We start from the raw sequence: 19,216 nt of genomic DNA, 5'->3' as shown, positions 1-19,216 counted from the left end.
AAACCAACAATAATGAAAACAAAACTACTCTTTCTGACCTTTTTTTTATTCTTATTTACATTCGGAGGTCAAGCACAAGTCCAATTAACCGCATGTGACACCAATTTTAATGGCACTCAAAATTTTGATTTGACAACAGTAATTCCTGAATTGCTGGGCAATCAAAATCCAAATGATTTTACCACTACTTTTCACATCAGTCAGACTAATGCACAAGCAAATGTCAATCCAATTACAAACCCTACGAGTTTTTTAAACACGAGTAATCCACAAGTTATTTGGGTGCGATTTGTGAATACCTCAACCAATGAGGTTTCAATTAATTCATTTTCATTACAAGTACTTCCTGTTCCTAATATTGGAACTGAAGTGGCTGTTGCTTGTGATGACAATAACGACGGTATTGCAACTTTTGATTTCACTTCTGCTATGAATCAAATGTATCAAGCCAATAATGCTACACCAAACACATTGCAAATCACATTTTATGAAACAGAACAAGATTTGCAAACACAATCAAATCCGCTTGGTATTACGTACACAAACACTTCACCCAACCAAATTATTTTTGTTCGTTTAGAAAACCTATTAACGGGTTGTTTTTGGAGTGGTGAATTCTTCTTATTTGTTCAAAATTGTTCCACCAGTTGTGAAATTCCAACCAATTTAAATGCCACCACTATAACAGAAACTGGTGCCGTTCTTGGTTGGATTAATCCATCAGCTGCCAATTTTCAAGCTGAAATATTATTACTCCCAGTTGGTTCACCGGAACCTAATCAAAATTCTCAGGGTATAGTAACTACCTCTAATCCTTTTACTGTAGTTGGATTAGCTTGTGGAACTTCCTATACTTATTATGTTCGAACCATCTGTGATAATCAAACCACAACTGATTGGTCTATTGGTTTCTCTTTTACTACAGCCGATTGTGGTTCAACAGTAAATCCTTTTTTAAGTGTAAATACCTCTTCTTTTACTCCTGAACAAATTTTGAATAATATTATTTTAAATTCCAGTTGTGGTGTTATCGATAATGTAGTTACTCAAGGTCCATGTGGAGTGGGATATTTCAATGCCAATGACAGTGATTTCCCTTTTGAACAAGGAATGATCATTAGAAGCGGACAAGCTATGTTGACTCAAGGCCCCTATCAACAAAACAATGCAAGTTCATTAACTTCTACTTGTTCATCAACGGGTGACCCTCAATTGAATGCTATTATGCAATCAACCGGACAAACGGGTTCCATCAATGATGTTTCGTTTGTGAAATTTGATATAATTCCTACCTCCAATATTTTAAGTTTCAATTTTATTTTTGCTTCTAACGAGTATGGCCAATTTCAATGTCAATATTCTGATGTTTTTGGTTTTATTTTGACTGACTTAACTACAAATGAAGTAATCAATATCGCTGTTGTTCCCGGAACAAACACCCCTATTTCAGTTACAACTATTAGAGATGTGCTTCATAACACGAGCTGTGCTTCAGTTAATCCTCAATTTTTCAGTACTTATAATGTTAACAATCCAAACAGTAGTATGAACATGAGAGGTTATACCATGCCAATGACTGCTATTGCTTCTGTTATTCCAAACCATACTTATTCTTTAAAACTTTCGGTTGGTGATTATCAAGACAGTGCATTTGATTCTGCTGTTTTTATTGAAGGTGGAAGTTTAGCTTTAGGAAATCAGTGTAGTGAAAACATACAAATTATTACGTTTTTAGACAGTAACAATAATGGTGTAAAAGATGCCGGTGAACCAAATTTTTTAAATGGTACTTTAAATTATCAAATAAATAATGCCGGCGATATTGTTTCCGCAAATTCTTATAATGGTGTTTACTATATTTTTCCTGAAGATACAGACGATTCATATGACTTTACGTATAGTGTTTTTAGTGAATTGGCCGGTTATTATGCACAACCTAATGGATTTGATGATATAGTATTTTCTGCAACTGGCACAAATGTTTATTATATTCCAATTGTTAACACTACTCCGTATAACGATGTAACGGTTTCTTTGGTATCAACCAACCAGCCTGCAGCCGGTTTCAGTTATACAAACAAGATCTACTATACGAATAATGGTATTGCTCCAGCTAGTGGCACAATTAGTTTTACAAAAGATGCCGCTTTGAGTATAACCAATATATCCGTTTCTGGCACAACAAATTTACCAACCGGTTTTACATACGATTATACCAATTTGATGCCTGCTGAAACTCGATCGATTACTGTAACGATGAGCGTACCAGCTATCCCGACTGTTGCTATTGGTGACTTGGTGACCAATTCAGTTACGATTTCCAGCGTGAGTACAGATGCTAATCTAAATAATAATGAGGCTTCACTCACCCGACCAATTGTTGCTTCGTATGACCCGAATGATAAAAATGAAGCTCATGGAAACAAGATTGCCATTTCTGATTTTACGGATGGTGATTATTTATACTACACGATTCGTTTTCAAAATACCGGAACCACTAATGCCACCTTTGTTCGTGTAGAAGATGTTTTAGATGCTCAACTGAATCCGGAAAGTCTGCGAATGTTAGCCGCCAGTCATCCGTATGTATTAGAACGCATTAATAATGAATTGGTATGGAAATTTGACAATATTCAGTTAGTACCAAAAATTGTCAATGAAAATGCAAGTATTGGATTTGTACATTTCAAAATCAAACCAAATACGGGTATTGCAGTAGGTGACATTATTCCAAATACGGCAGATATCTATTTTGATTTTAATCCTGTGATTGTGACGAACACCTTTGAAACAGAATTTGTAGAAAACTTAAGTACACCTGATTTTATAAATTCAACTGTTGTACTTTCTCCGAATCCGACAAAAGACCGTCTTCAAGTTCAATTAAATGGAAGCGATACAATTGCCGAAATTTCAGTTTATGATGTAGTTGGAAAACGAGTTTATTTCAGAAATAAATTAGACGTAAATACATCTTTTGTTGATTTTTCCAATTTACACCAAGGTGTTTATATGGTGGAAGTGATAACGGCTTCGAATCAGAAATTGGTGAATAAGGTGATAAAACAATAATAATAAGACCTATAAAATATACTCTAAGGGTGAAAGCAATTTTGCCCTTTTTTTATTTTCTGTAAACAAAATTTCATTTAAAAACATCTCTCCCCTGCCCGGGATTGAAACGGAAAGCCCACAGCACGGAAACTTTAAAATGCTTAAAGCGGCAAAGCGACCAAAGGAAGCTCTTGACGGTTTGTAGCATTTTTAGTTTATGGGCGAGGACTTGCAGTGAAAAGCCCGATAAGGCCCAAAAATCAAAAGAATTCGCTTCGGTATTCCCACACTTTTAAAAGAAACAGTCCAAAAAACACCATTGAAACGAGAAACTTTATAAACGTAGACGCCAAAAAGCCAATGAATGAACCGGTGGCGGCTTTGAATGCTTTTTGCGAATCGTTGGAATCATTGATCATTTCTCCGATAAAAGCTCCTACAAACGGACCAATGATGAATCCGAATGGAATGGGTGCCAAAATACCGATAATTAAACCAATATTGGTTCCCCAAATGCCGTATTTGCTTCCACCAAAACGTTTGGTTCCTTTTGCCGGAATGATGTAATCGAGAATGCCCACTACAACAGCGATAACTAACGTTGTCCCTAAAACAGTGTAACTCATAGGTACTGCTTTGGTCAGATAAAGTAACAACAATCCGACCCAACTGATAGGCGGACCGGGTAAAACCGGCAAAAAACTGCCCAGAATGCCAACGACCATTAACATAAATGCGATAATTAAAAGTGTAGTATCCATAAATTATTTATTACTTTTGATACATTAAAAATAAGTATTGTTTAGATACAAACGAAAAATGAGCAAATTTCATTCCGTTTTTTTTCTGTTTTTTTTCTTGGTTTCCTGCCAATACTTCGAAAAGTCTATTCCTTCGGAGGAAGAATTATTACAAAAAAGATTAAAAGAAATCAATTGGAACGAAGTAACAAATTATCCATCGGTTGCGGAATGTGACAGTATTTTAGATAAAGAACAACAAAAAGCCTGTTTTTTCAACTATTTGTTTACCATTATTCATCAAAAAATGGCATCAGATTCTCTTTCAACTCCAACTAAAATTATGGACACATTGGATGTAAGAGTGACTATTTTTCCGGATGCCACATTATCTTTTGAACCTATTTTTAAAAAAGACAGTGTATCGTATGACAAACAAAAAATTGATAGTCTAATTAAAACTAGGCTAACTGATTTCCCAAAAATTGAACCTGCTTTAAAGGAAGGAATTCCGGTAAAAACCCAATTTATATTGCCGGTAATAATAAAAATGGAATAGTTATTTCAATTTATTCAAATACATATTGACTACATTTTCAATACCCAAATAAAGCGATTCACTAATCAGGGCATGCCCGATTGAAACTTCCAAAAGGTTAGGAATATTTTCTTTAAAAAAACGAATATTTTCCAGACTTAAATCATGTCCGGCATTAATGCCAAGACCCAATTCATTCGCCAATAAAGCCGCTTCAACGTAGGGTTGAATACCTGCTTTATTTCCTAAACTAAACTCATGAGCAAATTGTTCGGTATATAATTCAATGCGATCCGTTCCTGTTAATTTTGCTCCTTCTATCATTTTTAAATCAGGATCCACAAAAATGGAAGTGCGAATGTTATTTCGTTTACATTCTTGAATAATGTCAATCAAAAAATCTTTATGCAAAAGAGTATTCCAACCGGCATTAGAAGTTAATGCGTCATCAGCATCAGGAACCAATGTAACTTGAGTGGGTTGTACTTCCAACACCAAATCCATGAACTTTTTAACCGGATTGCCTTCAATATTAAATTCAGTATGAACAATCGGTTTTAAATCACGTGCATCTTGATAACGAATATGTCGCTCATCCGGACGAGGATGAATGGTGACCCCTTCTGCACCAAATTTTTGAACATCGATGGCAAATTGAACAACATTAGGTACGTTTCCTCCTCTTGAATTTCGTAAGGTGGCAATTTTATTGATATTTACACTCAGCTTAGTCATGCTTCTTTTTCTAATTTTTTTTCAATGACAAAAATACAAACTAAAGCAAGCAATTTTGTCGTATATTTTAATTAATTTGCAACGAATTTACAATTGCCATGTTAGAGATTACCAATTATATTCATTCCGATTTCAAACCGTTTGAGAAAAACGAATCGATTCTGTATGTAAAAGATTTTTTTGCCGACTTAACTTTTTCGCATTTTCCTGTAACGGAAGAAGGCGTTTATATTGGATGCATTGCCGCTGATGATGTTATAACATTTGATAATCCGAAAGCAATTGCTGATTATCGCTACACGCTTGAAGGATTTTTTGCCAGAACCAACATGATTTGGTTAGATGTTTTGGAAATTTTTGCTCAAAACAACACCAATATTCTTCCGGTTTTAGATGAACACAACAAATATGTTGGTTATTATGAATTGAATGACATTGTTCAGTTTTTTGCCGAAACCCCTTTTCTTCGTGAACAAGGTGGAATAATTATTATTTCCAGACACATTAAAGATTATTCCATGAGTCAAATTGCTCAAATTGTAGAATCAAACAACGGAAGAATTTTAGGCATTTTTGTCTCTGAAATGACGACTGATTCCGTTCAAGTAACGATAAAAATTTCTCTTGGAAGCATGAATGAAATCATTCAAACGTTTAGACGTTACAATTATGAAATTATTTCTGAGCACCAAGAAGATACTTACTTAAACAATTTGAAAGAACGTTCTGATTATTTGGATAAATATCTCAATATCTAAAAGTATGAAAATTGCAATTTTCGGACAATATTATCAAAACGATACTCGACCAATTATCAGAGACATATTTGTTTTTTTAAATAAAAACGAGGTTGAATTGGTAATAGAAAAAGAATTTTTAGCGATACTTTACCATCACGAAATTCTTAAAAAAGAATACAAAACATTTACTTCTTATGCCGATTTAGATCAAAGCTTTGATTTATTTATCAGTATTGGTGGAGATGGAACTATTTTGAGAGCCATTACATTTGTTCGAAACAGCGGCATTCCGGTTTTAGGAATTAATGCCGGAAGATTAGGTTTCTTGGCTAAAGTGCAAAAAGAGAACATTGAATTATTTCTTCAATCCATTATTCATAAAAAATTTACGGTTTCCAAAAGAACGCTTTTGAGCATAGAAAGTAAGCCAAAAAACAATGCCTTCAAGGAAATAAACTTTGCCTTAAATGAAATAACAGTCAGTCGAAAAGATACAACTTCAATGATTACCGTTGAAACGTATTTAAACGAAGAGTACCTTACCTCTTATTGGGCAGATGGTTTAATTATTTCTACTCCAACGGGTTCTACCGGATATTCATTAAGTTGTGGCGGGCCGGTTCTCACTCCAGATGTCAAAAGCTTAGTGATCACACCTATTGCTCCACATAATTTAAGTGCAAGACCATTAGTGATACCGGACAAAACTGAAATCAAATTAAAAGTTAGCGGAAGAGAACCACAATATTTAGTTTCGCTTGATAGTAGAATTGCAACAGTTGACAATGAAACGACATTAATCATTAAAAAGACCTCTTTCAAAATAAATATGGTTGAAATTCAAGATGAGACTTTTTTAAAAACCTTACGCAACAAGCTTTTGTGGGGAGAAGATAAAAGGAATTAAATAAATTAACGTCCGTTTCAATACTATCCCCTTTTTATTTCCGTTTTTTTTGATATTAATTTGTGATAAATAGTAATTATATAGCTATAAACTGCTGATAATTGTTATATTTGCACGCTATTTTAAAAGGGATGAATAGAGTAAAGTTAGCATTGTTTTTTACGTTCCTATTTTCCGGAGTAAATGCCCAAATAAATGAGGTTGGTTTATTCTTGGGAGGCACTAATTATATTGGCGATGTTGGTCCTACCACTTATATTGCACCAAATGATTTAGCCATTGGATTTGTATATAAATGGAATAGAAGCACCCGACATTCTTATCGGTTTTCATATACTTACGGAACCATTGAATCCAACGATAGTGATGCTGATTCACCAGACAGAACACTAAGAGGATTGGAGTTCAAAAACAGTATCCATGAATTTTCAGTTGGTTTAGAATTTAATTTTTTTGAGTTTGATTTGCATCAATTAAAGCCACAATTTTCTCCCTATGTATTTACCGGCATTAATTATTTTGCCTATGATGAATTATTTTATACCGGTAAAGAAGCCCGTGAAGATTATAAAGATAGTGCTTTCGCAATTCCTATGATTGTTGGTATAAAAGCTAGGTTAAACCGTGATTTTATAATTGCTTTTGAGGTTGGTGCCCGTTATACATTTACAGACAATTTAGACGGAAGCAATCCAAAAAATAAGAATTTAGCTCCTTATCGACTAGGAAATTTGAATAGTAATGATTGGTATGTCTTTTCAGGACTGACTTTAACATACACTTTTGGAGAAAATCCATGTTTTTGCCCAAAATAGAATGAATGTAGAAAAACAAATAGATTTAAACAGGCTACCGTCCCATCTTGCGATTATTATGGACGGCAATGGTCGTTGGGCAAAAAAGCAAGGAATGTTGAGGGTTTTTGGTCATGAAAAGGGCACACTTGCGGTAAGAGAAACAGTAGAAAGTTGTGCCAAATTAGGAATTTCATTTTTGACACTTTATGCCTTTTCAACTGAAAATTGGAATCGCCCAAAAGCAGAAGTGGATACTTTAATGAAATTATTAATCAAATCATTAAAAAAAGAATTGCCAATTCTTCAAAAAAACAACATTCGATTAAATTCTATTGGCAATTTAGACCTACTTCCTAAAACTGCTCAAAAAGAACTTTTAGAAGTAATTAACAAAACCAGCGAAAATAAACGAATGACTTTAACATTGGCTTTAAGCTACGGTTCCCGTGAGGAACTGATTTCAGCTGTAAAAGCCATAAGTGATAAAGTTAAAAATAATATAATTTCAACAACAGCTATTGACGAATCAATTATTAATCAACATCTTTACACGCAGAACATGCCAGATGTTGATTTATTAATCAGGACCAGTGGCGAACACAGAATCAGTAATTTTTTGCTCTGGCAAATTGCCTATGCTGAATTATATTTTACAGAAGTTTTGTGGCCGGATTTTAGAGAAGAACATTTACATGAAGCTATTATTAGTTATCAAAAAAGAGAAAGACGTTTTGGAAAAACAAGTGAACAAATTAAATAAAACAATATTGTTAAAAAATTATTTATACATCTTAACTTTGGTTTTTGGGTTACATTCATTTAACTCAACTGCTCAAGAAACACCTTTTCAAAGAGGTTCTCAATATATATTAGGAGATGTTGAAGTAACCGGAAAAATCAGTTTTAATCAACAAACCGTAATTACGTTTGCCGGATTAGAAAAAGGACAAAAGATAATTGTACCCGGCGAAGAAATCAGTACTGCTATCAAAAAGATTGGTAAACTTGGTTTATTTAGTGACATTGATTTTTACATTAATGAAATCAAAGGAGATACGATTTACCTTGAATTGAGTTTAGTTGAACTTCCAAAACTAAACGAAGCAAAAATTAACGGCTTAAAGAAAAAGAAAGCAGAAGAATTATTAAAAGAGGTAAATCTTACCAAAGGAAAGGTTGTAAACGAAAATTTAATCACTACTACAAAAAATTTCATTGAAAACAAATATAAGAAAGACGGTTTTTATAGTGTAAAAACGGCTATTAATGTAATTGCCGACACAACTTCGGGAAATGAAGTTAAAATGGTTATTAATGTTGACAAAGGAAACAAAATTAAGGTTTCGACTATTGAAATTGAAGGAAACCAAATGTTCACTGATGGGAAAATCAGAAAGGCTATGAGCAATACAAAAATTGCATTTCCCGGTCGCTTTTGGAAAAGATCAAAATACGTAAAAGACAAATACAAAGAAGACTTAGTAAGCATACTTGACAAATACAAAGAAAAAGGATATCGTGATGCTAGAATTATTTATGATAGCGTTGCTTATAATAAAGGAAAAGACAAACTTGATATTAAAATAAAAATTGAAGAAGGTAGAAAATATTATTTTGGTGATATTAAATTCTTAGGAAACACTATCTATACAGATCATGGACTTACGTCTGTTTTAGGTATTAAAAAAGGAGATGTGTACAATGGAGTACTTTTACAAGAAAGAATTTCAAACAAGAAAAACCCTGATGCAGATGATATTACAAATTTGTATCAAAACAATGGTTATTTATTTTCAAATATCAATCCTGTAGAGGTAAAAACAGCAAATGACACCATTGATTTCGAAATCAGAATAGTAGAAGGTCCTTTAGCTTATTTTAATAAAATTTCAGTTGTTGGAAACGACAAGACTAATGACCATGTTATTTATCGCGAATTGCGAACTAAACCAGGTCAAAAATACAGCAAAGACGCTTTAATCAGAACTATTCGTGAAATTGGACAATTAGGGTTTTTTGATCCTGAAGCTATTGACCCACAATTTAAAAATGTTGATCCTGCAGCAGGAACACTTGACATCGAATACAACTTAGTTGAAAAAGGGTCAAGCCAAATTGAACTTCAAGGCGGTTATGGAGGTGGAGGATTTATTGGAACTTTGGGGCTTTCATTTAACAATTTCTCCGTTAGAAATATTTTCAAAAAAGATGCCTACAAACCTTTACCGATGGGTGATGGCCAACGTATGTCACTCCGTTTACAAGGAAGTTCATTTTTTCAAACGTATAGTTTAACCTTTTCTGAACCTTGGTTAGGTGGTAGAAAACCTGTTCAATTTTCTACCTCCATATCGCATAGTAAACAATATTTGAGTAATTTTAGAACACGTGATGTAGATAGAAGTAGAAGTTTCAACATCACATCTTTATCTTTAGGATTAGCAAAACGATTAACCGTTCCAGATGACTTTTTTGTATTATCGCAAGCCATTTCATTTCAATATTATGATTTGAATAATTATAACACTGGTTTATTTACTTTTGGAAATGGGACTTCAAGAAACTTATCTTACACCATTGGATTATCTAGAAACAACAAAGGAGTTAATCCTATATATCCGGTTTATGGATCTGAGTTTTCAATAAGTGCAAAATTTTCTCCACCTTATTCATTGTTTAAAAAAATAGACTATAATAAACTAAGAACTCAGGAAGAATATAAACTAAGATATGATGGAACTCAGACACTTTCTTCAACAATTGGTCCTGATGGTTTTTCAGAAATTCAAAATGGTGATTTTTTACAATTAGAAAGTTCAACTTCAAATGGCAATATTTATCGAAGTATTGAAAATAACGATTATACGCTTGCTGCAGCTGATGAAGGTAAAATTGATCAAAAAAAGTTTTATTGGTTAGAATTTTATAAGATTAAATTAAAAGGTGATTGGTACACAAAAATTGCGGGTAGTAATCAACGTGCACTTGTATTGAGAACATTAGCTGAATTAGGATATTTGGGTGCTTTTAACGATGAGAGAGGTATTATTCCCTTTGAACGATTCTTTCTTGGTGGAGATGGGTTGGCAAACTTTGCCATGGATGGAAGGGAAATTATTCAATTAAGAGGTTATCCAAACAATTCTCTTTCAAGTATTGATGGTGGCTCTATTTACAATAAATTTTCGATGGAGCTACGTTATCCAATCACATTAAAACAACAAGCTTCTATTTTTGTCTTAGCCTTTGTTGATGCCGGAGCAGCTTTTGATGATATGAAAAAATATAATCCTTTTGTATTACAAAGATCTGCCGGATTTGGTTTACGTGTATTTATGCCGGCCTTTGGTCTATTGGGAATTGACTTCGGACATGGATTTGACGCTCTACCTGGTCAGACACAAAAAAATGGATGGGAAACACATTTTATCATCGGACAACAATTTTAATTGTTAATTTCTGTTATATTTACAACATAATTTAATTAATATGAAGAAATTAATTTTTTTACTACTTCTTTCACTCCCTATTATTGGACTATCTCAATCCAAAGGAGTTAGGTTTGGCTATATTGACATGGAATACATTCTTCAGAATGTACCGGATTATACTGAAGCAAAAAATCAATTGGAATTAAAAGCTTTAAAGTGGAAATCAGATATTGAAGAAAAGAAAAACGAAATAAACAAATTAAAAGAAGCTTTAAAAAATGAAAAAGTACTTTTAACAAAAGAACTATTAGAGGAAAAAGAAGAGGAAATTGCTTTTTTGGAAAAAGAACTTTCAGATTATCAAATCAAACGATTTGGTCCTAGTGGTGATTTAGTTGTTCAAAAAGCGGTATTGGTAAAACCAATTCAAGATCAAGTTTTTACAGCCGTTCAAGATATAGCAGAAGCAAAAAAATATGATTTTATTTTAGATAAATCTTCTGATTTAACCATTCTTTTTGCGGCAAAAAGACATGATATAAGTGATCAAGTTATTCGTTCTTTGACAAGAGCTGCTAAAAGAGAACAAATGAGCAAAAAAGAGCTAAAAAAACTTGAGGAACAAGAACGCATTCAAGATTATAAAGATGATAACAATCCTGCGTTAGAAGAAAGAAAAAAAATTCTTGAAGAACGTAAAGCAAAAAGAGATAGTGTTACAGAAGCTCGAAAAGCATTGGTTGAAAAAAAGAAAAAAGATTTTGAAGATAGACGCAATCAACTAAAAGAAGAAAGAGAAGCAAAAAAAAGTGGCACAGTTTCTGCTAAGACTAAAAATGAAGAGGATAAAACCGAAGAAAACAACACTTCTGAAAACAAAGAAGCTGACCCAAAATTAAAAGCACAAGAAGCAAGAGCTAAACTAGAACAAGAAAGAAAAGAAAAATTAGACGAACGAAAAAAACAAATTGAAGAACGTAAACAAAAGATTTTAGAAGAAAGAGAAGCAGCAAAAAAAGCCAAAGAAGAAAAACAAAACGAAAACAAAGATTAAATAATAAATAATAACTAGAAATGATGAAACAATTTAAAACTTTATTAATTGCTACCCTTATAGTATTTGGAACAACTCAATCTATTACTGCACAAACTAAAATGGCACATGTAGATACAAATGATTTGATAACCAAAATGCCTGCAATGATTGAAGCTCAAAAACAACTTGAAAAATTGAGCAAACAATATGATGCTGAATTTAAAGCAATGGCTGATGAGTACTATGCGAAATTGAAAAAGTATGATGAAGAAGCCGCAACGGTTGGTGATAAAGTAAATGAAGAAAGAGCAAAAGAAGTGCAAGAAATGGAGAAAAGAATCCGTGATTACAGAGAAACTGCTCAAAAAGAATTGCAACAAAAAGAAAGTGATTTAGCTAAACCATTAATGGATAAAATTAAAGCTTCCATTGCAAAAGTTGGAAAAGCTAAAGGTTTTAACTATGTTATCGATGTAAATTCAGCAATTTATGCAGATGGGATTGATATTACTACAGATGTTAAAAAAGATTTAGGATTCTAATCTATCCCTTTAAAAGTAATTTAACTGCTCATTCTTAAAAGATGAGCAGTTTTTTTTTACTTTTGAATCATGAGTAATGACAACCCTATAGGTTTATTTGATTCCGGAATCGGTGGAACTTCTATATGGAAAGAAATCCATCAATTATTGCCACATGAAAACACTATCTATTTAGCTGATAGTAAAAATGCACCTTACGGATTAAAATCGAAAGAAGAAATCATAGCTCTTAGTTGTAAAAATACCGAGCTTTTGCTGGAAATGAATGCCAAAGTAATTGTAGTAGCATGCAATACCGCCACAACTAATGCAATAAAAGAACTTCGAGCAAAATATAATGTTCCTTTTATTGGAATTGAACCGGCTATTAAACCCGCCGCAATTCATTCTGAAACGCACACAATTGGCGTTTTAGCCACAAAAGGAACCTTGTCAAGCGAACTCTTTAATCAATCTGTTCTCAACTATCCAAATACAAAAATAATTGAACAAGTTGGTCATGGGCTAGTACAATTAATTGAAGAAGGTAAAATTGAAACAAAAGAAATGAGGACGCTTTTAAAAAAATACCTTGAACCGATGATCAATCAAAATATAGATTATTTGGTTTTAGGTTGTAGTCATTATCCTTATTTGATTCAAGAAATAAAAAAAATAATACCTTCTAAAATTAAAATAATAGATTCCGGAGAAGCAGTTGCACGTCAAACAAAAAATATTTTGATTGAAAAGGTTGGGATAGCATATCAGGTAGAAAGTAAACAACTATTTTATACCAATAGCAATCCTGATGTTTTAAATGCTATACTGGAAAATAAATATGTGGTTTATGTTAAAGATTTCTAACGGATCTCTTCTTTAAACCAACTTGAATACATAACATAGTTAGTTGAAATTCTGTCAATCTCACCTGCAAAATCAGATTGATTAATTTCTTTAACTTTTTTTGCAGGAACTCCTGCATAAATTGAACCGGATTCTACTCTAGTATTTTGGGTAACAACTGCTCCGGCAGCAATAATTGAATTACTCTCCACTACACAGTTATCCATAACAATTGCTCCCATTCCGATTAAAACATTGTCATGAATTGTACATCCATGAACAATTGCATTATGACCAATGGAAACATTATTTCCTATTTTAGTGGGATGCTTTTGATAGGTACAATGTATAATTGCTCCATCTTGTACATTTACTTTATTACCCATTTCAATTGAATGTACATCACCTCTTACCACAGCATTAAACCAAACGCTACAAGCATTACCCATTTTAACTTCACCTACTATTGTTGCATTGGGTGCAACAAAACAATCTTCCGGAATTTCAGGTGATTTACCTCTTACTGATAGTATCATAATTCAATAAAAAATCCCGCATTAACGGGATTTTGATAATATTATTAATTAATTGCAGGACAATTACATTCAAATTTTTCTCGTTTACAGAATAGATTTATTCCTAAGGTAATTTGATGAAAACCAGCATTATCAAATTTTACATTTCCAGCTAAATAAGAATAGGTATAAGCGAACATATATCTGTCGTAATTTAATCCTAAAATTGGCGTAATGTATTGTAATTTTTGATCACCTCTGTTACCACCAGTTAAAAACTCAGCACCATCTAAACTTCTTCTATAAGAAAGTCCACCCCAAAGTTTACCAAAATCTAAATTTTTATACACTTTTAAGTTCAAATCAAAAGACTTCTCTTTGGTTGCCTCCACCATTTGAAATAATACAGAAGGTTCCCATTGTAACCGGTCTGCATCGCCAAAAACATATCCGGCAGATAACAAATATTTTCTAATATTGTCAGACTCAAATTCAGAATATAATTCTCTTCTGAAATTATTCATTACATTTTTTACCGTAAAGTGAGCGTAAAATTCTAGATAGTTGTACGATGCACCAATATCTAAATTGAAATAAGAATCTTTTTGTGTTATACCACCAATATTTGGGTCAAATGGTTGATTATTTAAAAAATCAGTTTCATCCAATTGGCTTTGAATTAATGCTCCACTGATACCAAATGACAATTGATTCAAATCTAATTCATTTCGTGAGAACATAATATGGTGAGCATAAGTTAACTTCATCCCTTTTTGAGAATGATAACCATTCTTATCCGAAAATAATATTGCACCTAAACCTGATCGTTCACCAACACTTGAATTAAAGCTTAACGTGCTTAAAGCGGGTGCATCATCTTGTCCAAACCATTGTGCTCTTGTTGTTAATCTTACTTTTCCACAATTTGCAGCTCCCGCCATTGAGGGGTGAATTAAATAATAATTGTCCGTTAAATAATCGGAGTAAACTGCAATTCCTTCTTGAGAATAACTAAATTGTGATAAAAAAATTACTAAAAATAAATAGCTTCTTTTAATGTTTAAATTGAGATTCATGGGCTTATTTTTTTAACGAGAAATGTGCTTTAAATACTTTATTTTGTCCGTTTTCTTGATATTCTACACTAAACCAGTAATCGGTTGATGGAAGCTGTTCGCCGTTGTAGGTTCCGTTCCATCCGTTTCCTGCCGGACTGATTTGCTTGATGAATTTTCCATAGCGGTCAAATATATAAATTTTTGCGTTAGGTTGTGTCTCTCCTAAGCTAAATATATTCCATGTGTCGTTTATTCCATCACCGTTTGGCGTAAAGAACTTCGGATAATCCACCACAAACACCTCAATGGTTGCATCTGAACAGCCGTTTAAGTCTTGAACCGTTACAATATGTAACCCTGCACTCACATTGGTAAAGACATTACTGGTTTGGAATGGTCCGTAATCTAAACTATACACATAGTTACTATTGCCTTGGTCAGGAATACTCGTGCCCGTTGCTATAATGGTAATAGTTGCACTATTGCTAAAATAATTCGATTGTGTATAACTCAAGGTCGCTTGTTGCGATTGTACCACCAAAGTGGTTACCGGTAATGATACACACTGCGTGGCTATATTAGTAGCCACTACCGTATAACTTCCCGGTGTATCTACCGTTAAGTTTGGTGCTGTACCTAGTATAGTTCCGGTGCTATCTGTCCATACAAACGTATGAGTGGTGCCACTTAAATTGCTGGTCAAGGTATAGGTATTCAATAAATCACCCGTTTGCGGATCCACACACAAGGTACCCGGTTGTGGCGTTGGCTCAGGTAATTTGTTTACCGTTAAGACTATCGGAACAAGTGTCGGACAATTGCTAACCGTAGCCGGATTCACCAACACTGCATACATCGTCTCAACCATTGGTGTAACATTTTGATAGGCTGCCGCATTCGCAATTGCAGTCGTGTAATCGTTACTTAGTATCGCTGCTTGTGCTTGTGCTAAAGTTGTAAAATAATACACAACCGTTCCTGTAGGGTTATTACTGCCCAATAAAATTGGGGTTAACTGCGTTAAATCAAACTGACCTATTCCATCATTTGCTCCTGTTTGGTCACATTGTGTAATTAATGGATCGCTTGGTGCTATTGTATTGGCTTGTGTGCCCTCTTCTACCTCTAAAATTACCTCGCCTGTGGCATTCACACAACCCGTTTGATTGTTCTCCACTCGTACATAAATGGTTTGTGGTGAGCTGATATTGGTATAAACATTCGGTAGCGGTGATGTTCCACTTGCCGCATCAGCCGCACTTAAATAATAACTTACCGTATAATCCGATGGCAACTGGGTCGCTCCTAATACCTGCGGATTCATTGTACTGAGTACAAATGGCATCTGATAATCATCAATCGGCTCACACTGATAGAAGTTAATCGGACTCGCCGCTATAACCGGTAACGGATTTACAATCAATTGCAACTGTACCAACTGATAACATCTTGGCTCATTTACATTGTTTGGCTCTCTGGTTACTCTAACCCAAATCGTTTGTGTTACAGCAATGGTGTTATTAAAGGCTGTTGGATTAGCAATCGCATTGGTCTCGGCTATCGCATCTGCTTCACTTACATAATAAGCCAATGAAAATTCTGTGCTACTAGCTCCGTTTAAGATATAATTAGCCCTGATAGTCAAATCAAATGCCTCGATTCCATCTCCCGGATTATTGTCGTCACACGCCTCTATCGGCTCCGGATTCGTTCTTGGTTCCGGTAGTGGTATCACTCTAATGGTCAACGTTGTATAACTATGACAACCCGCCGCACTGGTTACTCGTACCCCCAAAGTCTGAACCGCTGCTATAGCATTGGTATATGCCGATGGATTCTGAATCGCATTAACATTATCCAACGCATTTTGATAACTCGGATAATACGTAACAGTATATCCGCCTAAATTATTGGTAATCTCATTATTTCTTACCGTTAAATCAAATACCGTAAACTGATTATTCGGAAGTGCCTCATCACACAAACTAATTGGTGTTGGAACAGTCAATGCAAGTGGCGTATCCACTATCAAAGCAAAACTTCCTACATCAAAACATCCCGTAGCAATATGCGTCACACGAACCCAAATCGTTTGTGGATTCACCGTGTTAGGGAAGGCATTCGTATTTACAATGGCTCCCGTGTTGCTAATGGCATTGGCCTCTGTGGTAAAGTAACGCACCGAATACTGATTAGCCGCCCCTGTTTGTGCCGCCAATATAATCGGGGTTTGAACCGTTAAGTTAAATTGACTAAGTCCGTCTAACGGATTGTTATGCGTATCGCACTGTCTTAAATCATCCAACGTTGTTGGTACCTCCGGACGAGGATTCACTCTCAATTCAATCACCACCACTCGTACACATCCCGTTGTGGTGTTTACTGCTCTAACATAGATAAATTGTGTTCCTGCATTTATCGTTAAATAAGGTGTGGAAATATCAATCGCATTGGTACCATCAATGGCTTGTTGCTCTGTTTCATGAAAGGTTAAATCTACATCCGTTGCTCCGTTTAATAAGCCCGGAACTTGTGCCTGTAAATCAAAACTAGCCAATCCATCATTATTGTCATCACACAACGTTATTGGATTAAGCGGAACAAGTGGCAATGGTAAAGGAACCACTCGAATATCCAATGTTGTAGTTGACCAACATCCCGTTATCGGATTCAATACCCGTACATGAAGCGTTTGAACCGCAGGGGTAACATTGGTATAGGTCGTATTTAATACATTGGTACCCGCTTGTGCCTGAGCTAAGGTCAAGTGGAAGGTAACTTGCATCCCCATTTGTGAACCTACTATCTCTGAGATGGCTTGTGTTAAATCAAACTCCTCTACCTGATCTCCCGGGTTATTATCATCACATAAGGTAAGAGGCGTTGGTAAATTAGCCTGTGGTAACGGATTTACAATCAAATCCAATGGAGCTATAGCAAAACATCCCGTGGCATTTATCACAACTCTCACCCAAATGGTTTGGGTTGGACTCAAATAAGCATTGGCTCCTGTAATAATCGGTGTACCTGCTTGTGCCTCTAAATCTGTTTGATGGAAAGTAACCGTATGTAAACTACTGTCTAATCCGTTTAAAATATTACTAATACGCGTCGTTAAATCAAATACCTGCTCTCCATCAGTGTTATCATCACACAACTCATAAGCCGTTGGCGTTAAATTGATTACCGGGAATGGATTCACAAACAAATTAAAGGTCGTAATCGACGGACAATCCGTTGTACCGGTATTGACTACCCTTACATAAATCGTCTGAACCGAAGGTGCCCCCGGTACGATACTCTGATAATTCGAAGGATTTGGTATCGGTGCTCCTCCTAATTGTGCATCAACCAATGTTTCATGATACGTCAAGGTAACATTCGGATTTCCTCCCGTTATAAAAGTAGTATATTGGTCTAAATTGAAGGTCTGAACACCATCATTATTGTCATCACATAAAATCAAATCTGCCGGAGTATTAATCGTTGGTGCCGGTGCTACGGTAATGGTAATACTCTCGTTTAACGATACCGAACATACCGGTGTACCCGATGTAAATACGCCCAATAACGTATAAGTCGTTGTCGTGTTATAAGTGTCAACAATCACTCCAACTCCCGCTGCATCTAACAACAAAGTCTGTATCCCAGAACCATTCACACTATACTCAACCGTAGTATTTGGCGTTCCGGTAAAAGTAACCGTTGCCTCTGCTGTTGGACAAATCGTAATGTTCCCGGCGATAGTAGCCGTTGGTAAAGGAAGTAAAGTAATAGTTCCAGATGCCGATACACTCACACAATTGGTCACCGTATTAGTAATCACTACACTATATGTTCCGGCTGTAGTGGTGGTAAAACTCGCTACGTTACCCGGATTAGCTACCCCTGAAGGTACCGTCCAAGCATAACTGTATGTACCCGCCGTGCCCGGTGTAGCAGTCATTGTTACAATGGTTCCCGTACATACCGTTGCACTGTTTACACTCACCGTTGGATTTGGATTAACTGTTACCGTACCCGAGGCCGAGGTGCTTATACAACCTGTCGTAGTATTGGTGATAATCACGCTATATACCCCTGCTATTGCGGTAGTAAATGTAGCTACGTTACCCGGATTGGCAGCTCCTGTTGGTACTGTCCATGCGTAACTGTATGTACCTGCTGTTCCCGATGTGGCCGTTACCGTGGCTGATGCTCCTGCACATACTGCCGGACTATTAACGGTTACTGTTGGATTTGGATTTATCGTTACCGTTCCTGAGGCCGAGGTGCTCACGCAGCCCGTTACTGTGTTG

General features: G+C 35.0%; 15 protein-coding genes. 10 read left to right on the top strand and 5 right to left on the bottom strand.

Annotation, left to right across the window (positions count from 1 at the left end; all coding sequences use genetic code 11):
- The first annotated feature begins 12 nt into the window (after positions 1-12).
- A complete protein-coding gene (locus H601_RS0111975) occupies positions 13-3,072 on the top strand; it encodes a DUF7619 domain-containing protein (RefSeq protein ID WP_026711740.1) in 3,060 nt (1,019 codons plus the stop codon).
- Between the two features lie 242 nt (positions 3,073-3,314).
- Here the strand turns inward: H601_RS0111975 and H601_RS0111970 are convergent, their stop codons facing one another.
- A complete protein-coding gene (locus tag H601_RS0111970) occupies positions 3,315-3,815 on the bottom strand; it encodes a DUF456 domain-containing protein (protein ID WP_026711739.1) in 501 nt (166 codons plus the stop codon).
- Positions 3,816-3,873: 58 nt separating this feature from the next.
- On the opposite strand from H601_RS0111970, the gene H601_RS0111965 reads away from it, so the two are divergent.
- Positions 3,874-4,353 carry a hypothetical protein gene (locus tag H601_RS0111965; protein ID WP_026711738.1) on the top strand — a complete coding sequence of 160 codons (480 nt, stop codon included), beginning with the start codon at positions 3,874-3,876 and terminating at the stop codon, positions 4,351-4,353.
- Here H601_RS0111965 and H601_RS0111960 read toward each other — a convergent pair whose 3' ends face one another.
- Positions 4,354-5,067 (bottom strand): pyridoxine 5'-phosphate synthase, encoded by a 714-nt coding sequence (locus H601_RS0111960; RefSeq protein WP_026711737.1) that lies wholly within the window; start codon positions 5,065-5,067, stop codon positions 4,354-4,356.
- A 98-nt stretch (positions 5,068-5,165) separates the two neighbouring features.
- Here H601_RS0111960 and H601_RS0111955 point away from each other — a divergent pair, with 98 nt between their 5' ends.
- From H601_RS0111955 to murI, 8 genes are all read left to right on the top strand, one after another.
- Positions 5,166-5,825, top strand: a complete 660-nt coding sequence (locus H601_RS0111955) for a CBS domain-containing protein (RefSeq protein ID WP_026711736.1) — start codon at positions 5,166-5,168, stop codon at positions 5,823-5,825.
- Positions 5,826-5,829: 4 nt separating this feature from the next.
- On the top strand, positions 5,830-6,714 hold the full coding sequence (locus H601_RS0111950; protein ID WP_026711735.1) for an NAD kinase: 885 nt from the start codon (positions 5,830-5,832) through the stop codon (positions 6,712-6,714).
- A gap of 131 nt (positions 6,715-6,845) precedes the next feature.
- A complete protein-coding gene (gene porG / locus H601_RS0111945; RefSeq protein ID WP_026711734.1) occupies positions 6,846-7,529 on the top strand; it encodes a type IX secretion system protein PorG in 684 nt (227 codons plus the stop codon).
- Between the two features lies 1 nt (position 7,530).
- Positions 7,531-8,271, top strand: coding sequence for an undecaprenyl pyrophosphate synthase (locus H601_RS0111940; RefSeq protein ID WP_026711733.1), 741 nt, complete (start codon positions 7,531-7,533; stop codon positions 8,269-8,271).
- Positions 8,204-10,960, top strand: a complete 2,757-nt coding sequence (locus tag H601_RS0111935) for a BamA/OMP85 family outer membrane protein (RefSeq protein ID WP_026711732.1) — start codon at positions 8,204-8,206, stop codon at positions 10,958-10,960. The genes H601_RS0111940 and H601_RS0111935 overlap by 68 nt, the downstream gene beginning before the upstream one ends.
- Before the next feature lie 40 nt (positions 10,961-11,000).
- On the top strand, positions 11,001-11,996 hold the full coding sequence (locus H601_RS0111930; RefSeq protein ID WP_035655928.1) for an OmpH/Skp family outer membrane protein: 996 nt from the start codon (positions 11,001-11,003) through the stop codon (positions 11,994-11,996).
- Positions 11,997-12,019: 23 nt separating this feature from the next.
- On the top strand, positions 12,020-12,520 hold the full coding sequence (locus tag H601_RS0111925; protein WP_026711730.1) for an OmpH/Skp family outer membrane protein: 501 nt from the start codon (positions 12,020-12,022) through the stop codon (positions 12,518-12,520).
- Between the two features lie 69 nt (positions 12,521-12,589).
- The gene (gene murI, locus H601_RS0111920) at positions 12,590-13,366 is read left to right on the top strand and encodes a glutamate racemase (protein ID WP_026711729.1); all 777 of its coding nucleotides are present in this window, start codon (positions 12,590-12,592) and stop codon (positions 13,364-13,366) included.
- On the opposite strand, the gene H601_RS0111915 is transcribed toward murI, so the two are convergent.
- From H601_RS0111915 to H601_RS0111905, 3 genes are all read right to left on the bottom strand, one after another.
- Positions 13,363-13,881, bottom strand: coding sequence for a gamma carbonic anhydrase family protein (locus H601_RS0111915; RefSeq protein ID WP_415060423.1), 519 nt, complete (start codon positions 13,879-13,881; stop codon positions 13,363-13,365). The two genes, murI and H601_RS0111915, sit on opposite strands and share 4 nt — an antisense overlap.
- 44 nt (positions 13,882-13,925) lie before the next feature.
- On the bottom strand, positions 13,926-14,936 hold the full coding sequence (locus H601_RS0111910; RefSeq protein ID WP_035655925.1) for a PorP/SprF family type IX secretion system membrane protein: 1,011 nt from the start codon (positions 14,934-14,936) through the stop codon (positions 13,926-13,928).
- Between the two features lie 4 nt (positions 14,937-14,940).
- Positions 14,941-19,216, bottom strand: a 4,276-nt coding sequence (locus H601_RS0111905) for a T9SS type B sorting domain-containing protein (RefSeq protein WP_026711726.1), incomplete at its 5' end; no start/stop codon positions are given.

Origin of the sequence: Flavobacterium filum DSM 17961 (assembly GCF_000425465.1) — a bacterium.
Lineage (GTDB): Bacteria > Bacteroidota > Bacteroidia > Flavobacteriales > Flavobacteriaceae > Flavobacterium > Flavobacterium filum.
Note: the sequence above shows the minus strand (reverse complement) of the source record. Positions and strands in the feature narration are given on the sequence as shown.